At 73.0% G+C, this 5,559-nt stretch carries 2 protein-coding genes; both read right to left on the bottom strand.

Going from position 1 to position 5,559, the window contains the following annotated elements; genetic code table 11:
* Positions 1-148: 148 nt before the first annotated feature.
* Complete coding sequence (locus NON22_RS19640) at positions 149-4,876, bottom strand: helix-hairpin-helix domain-containing protein (RefSeq protein ID WP_257388672.1); 4,728 nt, start codon at positions 4,874-4,876, stop codon at positions 149-151.
* A 14-nt stretch (positions 4,877-4,890) separates the two neighbouring features.
* Positions 4,891-5,559 (bottom strand): hypothetical protein (locus tag NON22_RS19645; protein ID WP_257388673.1); only part of this gene is annotated, 669 nt, incomplete at its 5' end.

Below are 5,559 nucleotides of genomic sequence, written 5' to 3' on the forward strand. Positions count from 1 at the left end.
GCAGCGGTGCTGCGGCAGCGCGCGCACTGGCCGCCGCAGGCGCAGGCCGAACGTGGCCGCGGTGCCGGCCGCACCGCCGCCGGCGCTGCCGCGGCGCGCGCGGCGGCGGGTTTCGTGACGTCCGCGGCGGCGGCCGCTCTCGCCTTCATCACTTCTTGCGCCGCGCGGATTTGCCGGCGCCGGCCGGTTTCTGCGGCGTCGGTGTCGGTGTTGGGGTCGGTGTTGGGGTCGGTATCGGCGCCGGCCTAGTCGTCGACGGCGGTGCCGGTGCCGGTTCCGCCGCGCCGCGCGCGAGCAGGCGCCTGGCCGCTTCGACGAGCTTCTGCGCCGTGGCCTCGTCGCCGACGATCGCGATCAGTCGCCGCGGCGCGGCTTCGAGCAGGCCCTCGACGTCGACGATGCCGCCGTCGTTCAACTGCTGCACGAGCTTCGCGTCGAGCTTCAGCCGCGTCAGCGGCGTGCGCACGGCCGTGACCGGCGGTGGCGGGGTGCCGTGGATGGGCGTTGCCGTCGCGACGGCCGCGCGCGGCACCGGGCGCAGCGGCAGGACCAGCGACAGGCGGACGTCCGCGCCGGGCTCGATGCGCAGTGCGTGCCGGTCGCGCAGCACTTCGCGGCCGCCGGCGTCGAGCACGCGCGCGAACAGGTCGCCGGTACGCTGCAGCTCGGCCGTGCGCTCGGCGTCGAACGTCTCGCCGAACCCGCCGGCCGCATCGGTGTCGCCGACGCGCACGACGCGCTCGCCGTTGCCGCGCACGAGTTCGACGACGAAACCGCGCAGGCCGCGGCCGCGGTCATTGACGAGCCGGCCGCTGACCGCCGAGCCGCGATCTGGCACGGCCGGCGGCGACACGGCGAACGCTTCCGCACCGCCGGCCAGCACGCCGGCGCTGCGCCGGTTCGCTTCGGCCTGCGCGTTCAAGGTCCCGGCGAGCGGATGCGCGTCGCCGTGCTTGGCCCGGAACCTTGCGGCCTCGAACTGGTAGGCGCGGAACGTGGCGACCTGCGTCGCGTTCACGGCCTGCAGCGCCTGCGCCGAGGTCTTGACCGGCAGCCGGCCGAATTCGTCGGAACCGAGCACGGTGCCGGACACGTCGCCGCCGAGGGTGCCGGCATAGGCGGCGAGCGCCTGCGCGAGGAGCTCGAACAGCGCCGGCAGTTCGTTGTAGCGCGAGCAGCCTTCGCCGTGCAGCACCTGGTTCGGCGCGTTGACGGTTGGCAGCGCCGCATTCTGGGCCGGCAGCGGTCGCACGACGATGCAGTGGTCGCCCTGGTTCAGCACCGTCATGTTCGCGCGCAGCGCGATCGCGAGCGCCGACAGCGCGGGATCGGCGTCCTCGCGCCAGCGCGAGGCGGTCGCGCGCAAGGTGTCGGCGAACAGCAGCGCGTTGGCGAACAGCGCGCCGGTGCGATAGACCGAGGCGGTGTTCGACGCATAGCCGAGATCGTCCAGCGCCGCGAGCACCTGCGCCGTGACCGAGCGGTTGACGACGCCGAGCCGCACGAGGTTGTCGTCGAACAGGGTTTCGCCGCCGGGCAGGCTCGCTTCGGCGAGCGCGCGCCAGTTCCGGCGGCCCGCGGCGGCGTCGAACGCGAGGTAGGCGCCCGAGCGCCGCGCGAGCAGGCGGTGCACGCCGCCGAGGTTGACCACGAGCACGCCGCCGACGAACGCGTCGAGGAAGCCGTGCAGGCCCGTGTATTCGCTGTTGCAATGGTTGCCGACGACTTCGACCGGGCCGAACGCGAACGCCGTGAGCGCGCGGCCGGCCGGCTGGTCGATGCGGTTGTCGTGCACGCGCAGCGCCGGCTTGCGGCCGGTCGATGCGGACGCCTGCGCCTTCAGCGCGCCGGCGAAGCGCACGTAGACGCCGCCGCGCAGGCCGGCGCGGCGGTTCTCCTCGTAGCCGTCGTCGACCACGCCGTTGTCGCTGAGCGTGTTGTCGCCGATGTCCAGATCGTTGCCGTAGCCGATGAACACGCCGCAGACCGGATCGGTCGCGCGCGGGCCGTTGTCGTAGACGTGGTTCGCGCGGATCGCCGCGGACTCGACGACGGCGAGCGATATGCCGCCGCGGCCGATGACCTGCGCTTCGCGCAGCATCGCGTCGTCGAAGGGCGTGCGCAGGTTGTGATGGATCCGGTTGCCCTCGATGACGAGATCGCGCACGGGATCGGTCGCGCGCAGCAGCGGCGTCAGCGCGAGCCCGGCGATCGCCTGGTCGACGTAGGCGAGCAGGGCGGCCTTCGGGTCGTCGCGCGGAATTTCGCCCGCGGCACCGCCGAGGCGCGCGCCGCGCGCCGCGGCGAAGCCGATGCCGGACAGGCCCATCTGCGCGATGTCGTTGCCGCTGATCGTGATCTCGTGGAGGAAGCCGCGCGTGGCCGCGCGCTTGCCTTCGGCGACGACGATCACGTGGACGCGCTGCGCATCGTTGTTTCCTTCGGCGACGCTGGCGATCTGCCAGCGCGGCGACAGCGACAGGGCATGCGTGCCCGGCGCCGTCATGACGCTCGCAAGGCCGTCGCGGTCGCTGCGGTCGGTCGCGATCGTGTCGGCTTCGAGAAAGACGTCGACGTCGCCGACCGGCCGGCCCTGTTCGTCCTGCAGGAGCGCGAGGAACTGCCCGTCGGTCGTGATCGTGACGGTGTCGCCATCCGCTTCGGCGGCCGTGCGCGGGCCGTCCTGCGGCGCGGGTCGGTCGGGCGGATCGAGATCGCCGCCGAGCGCGATGCCGTTGCCGTTGCCGCCGGCGATGCGGTTGCCGGCGATGCGCACGCGCTCGGAGCCGGCGCGCACGTGGATGCCGCCGATCGCGCGGTACGGCTGCTGCGGCGCGAGCTCGGCGACGAGCACGCCCCAGGCCGCGTACACGTAGGCCTGCAGATAGGCCGGATGCAGGTACAGCACCGGCGGGCGCGCGCACGGGTCGGCCGGGTCGCGCGTCGGATCGTCGTCGGGTACGTCCGGTTCGTCCGGCGTCTCGTCGACGAACGGCAGCAGCACGAGCGTGTTGCGTTCGACGCGCACGTCGTCGGCGGCCAGCGAGATCGTCGCGAGGCCGTCGACGGTGTCGAGCAGGTGCAGCCGGTTGTCGCGGATGCACAGCTCCGCGACGTTCGTCGCGCGGATCGCATTCGTGCGCGCGATCATGCGCGTGTCGTGGATCTCGATGTCCTTGCAGGTGCCGCGGCGTTCGCCGTCGATGCGCACGGCGATCGCGTCGTAGGTGACGAGGTCGAGATCGCCGATCTCCACGCCGGTGCAGCCGGCGACGTGCAGGATCGGCCGCTCGCGCGTCTCGGTGCGCGGCAGCACGAGCGTGCGGCGGCCGCAGCCGTGGATCTTCACGTCGCGGCGGCCTTCGAGCAGCAGGTTCGTGCGATGCAGGCCCGGCAGCAGGCACAGTTCGCCGCCCGCGGCGGGCAGATGGGCCGCGGCCTGCTCGAGCGAATTGAAGTCGCCGAAGCTCGTGACGCCGTCGCCGACGAGGAAGGTGCAGCAGACCTTCTGGTTCGTGAGCGGCCGGAAGCGGCGGCGGCAGTCCTCGATAGTGCCCGAGACCGTCGTGTCGGCGCGCGCGGTCCATTCGATCTCGGCGAGCGCGACGCGGTGATACAGGATGCCGCGCGGCGGCGAGCGGTCGACGAGCACCGCGGGGTTCGCGATCTCGCCGGCGCGTACCGCGAAAGTCCACCAGTCGCCGGGCCGGTAGTTGCCGCCGGCCGGCGCGTCGAATTCGAGGCGGATACCGTCGCGCAGCTGCGCCGGGTTCGGCGAGACCGGGAAGTTCACGACGTCGGCGATGCCGTTCCACAGGCGGAAGAATACCGGCGCCGTCGTGGACGGCAGCGAGCCGAATGCCGCCGGCGCGGCGAGTTCGAGGTCGTGGTCGGTGTCGAGCGTCGCGTTCGCGCCGTAGACCACCTGCCAGGCGCCGATGCGCTCGTCGTACTGCAGCGCCTCGAGATAGAAGTCGACGAGTCCCGAGTTGACGATCGCGGCGCGGCCGGCGTCGATGATCACGCGGCGCGGATTGACCGTCGCATCGAAGCGGCCGCGTCCGACGAGGCCGCCGTTCCACTGGCTCCACTTGAAACGCACCGGCGCGCCCGGCGGCGTATCGGCGATCTCGATGCGGTAGAGATTGTGCTCGAAGCCGGTATAGCCGCCGCCGCCGATCACCGGGCATTCGCCGGCGATCGCGACGACCGGCGCGAGCGTCGCGTGGAGTCGGCCTTTCGTCGCCGGATCGTCGCGCAGGCGCGCGACTGCGGCGCGGCAGTCCTCGCCGTCGGCGAGGCGCAGCAGGCGCAGGCGATAGTTGACGTAGGCGCGTTCGGCCGTGTCGACGCCGCCGAGCGCAGGCTCGATCAGGCGCTCGGGATACTGGAAGCCGTGCAGCGCTTCCTCGGACACTTCGAGGATCACGGCGTCGCGCACGCCGTCGCCGATGCTCGTGGCGTCCGGTGCGGGATCGGTCCACGGCGGGCCGAAGTAGGTCGCGTAGCGTTCCACCGGCGCCTGCGCGTCCGGCTCGATGCCCGGCAGGTGCGTGAGGATGCCGTCGGCCCAGGCGCGGCCCGGATGCAGCAGCAGCCGCACGCCGTCGCCGTCGGCTGCGGCCGACTCGACGCGGAAGCCGTCGGGCGCGTCGGCCGGCACGGCGCAGACCCCGGCGCCGATGATGTCCCGGCCGGCCTGGCCGTGCCACAGGATCGACATCAGCTCGCCGTCGGTCAGGTCGGCGTCGCTGACCACGCGGCCCTGCTGGTGCAGCACGCCGGCGAGGTTGCGCAGGACGCCCTGCGCGGGCTGCGCGACGCCGCGGCGGTGCTCGTCGGGCTGAAGGACCGGTACGGAAAAATCGCCTTGCATGGCGGAGCTCCTTGTCAGGTCACCGGAACGGCCAGCGGGCGCACGCCGACCGGCATGAACTCGCGCAGCCGAACCTGCAGATTCGTCCACTTGTGCGCTTCGCGCAGGAATCCGAACGCGCCCATCGCGTCGTCGCCGGGGCCGAGTTCGCGCACGCGACGGTCGGTCGCGCGCGCCAGCTGCGCGTAGCCGGGATCGTTGAACCGCGTCGACGTGAACGCGATGCGTGCATCCGGCGCACGCACGCAGAAATGATTCGGCGGCAGGCGGTCGCCGTCGCCGCTGAACGCGCTCCATTTGATGCAGCCGTGCTGGTTGTCGAGCACCGCGAAGCGCTGCGCGAAGATGCCGCCGAGGCCGCGCGCCTGCCCGACGCGCACCGGACCGAAGCAGGTGACGCCGTCGAACGCGAGCGCCGCGCCCCAGCGGCTGCCCGGGTCGGTCGCCGCGGCGATCGCGTAGCGGCCGTTCGGCGCGTCGCCGAAGCCGAGGCCGGCGTCGACGACGGACTGTTCGATGTCGAGGCGGTAGCGGTCGTCGACGGCGAGGCTGCCGCAGATCGAGCGCTGGATGACGACGGTCGGCGTCGGCTCGAAGGCGGCGACGTCGTCCGGGTCGGCGAAGCCGTAGCCGTCGGCGAGCCGCAGCGCCTCGCGCAGCGGCGCGCGCTGGCCGTCGCGGCG

It is taken from the genome of Tahibacter caeni, from assembly GCF_024609805.1.
In the GTDB taxonomy this organism is placed as follows: domain Bacteria; phylum Pseudomonadota; class Gammaproteobacteria; order Xanthomonadales; family Rhodanobacteraceae; genus Tahibacter; species Tahibacter caeni.